This is a genomic window from Methylobacterium sp. 22177 (assembly GCF_052045615.1).
Lineage (GTDB): Bacteria > Pseudomonadota > Alphaproteobacteria > Rhizobiales > Beijerinckiaceae > Methylobacterium > Methylobacterium radiotolerans.
Genome location: NZ_JBQEPK010000146.1, coordinates 1 through 341 on the forward strand (window position 1 = coordinate 1; position 341 = coordinate 341).

Below are 341 nucleotides of genomic sequence, written 5' to 3' on the forward strand. Positions count from 1 at the left end.
GCGGCGGCCGAGCGGGCCGCAGCGCCGCCGCCGAACACGTCGGTCGAGCCGTCCGCGTTGGTCCGGGTGATGGTCGACTGGATGCCGTCGGCGACGGTGCCGTTGATCACGCCGTCGAGCGCCAGCGCCACGGCGATCACCGACCAGGTCTGGGCGGCGAGCGCGCCGCCGGTGGCCGCGCCGGACAGAGGCGGGGTCGGCGTGGTGCCGAGCGCGAGCGAGGTGTTGCCGCCGAGCAGCATCGCCTCCTCGCCGAGCATCAGGCTCTGGAGCCCGGTACGGGCCGCGATGGCGCGCACGTCGTCGAAGCCCTGCGCGGCGTACTGGGCCTCGAACTCGAC

1 pseudogene is annotated in these 341 nt (G+C 75.4%); it reads right to left on the bottom strand.

What is annotated here, in order from left to right:
* A pseudogene (locus ACTJK8_RS32455) lies at positions 1-341 on the bottom strand (hypothetical protein); the annotation flags it as partial.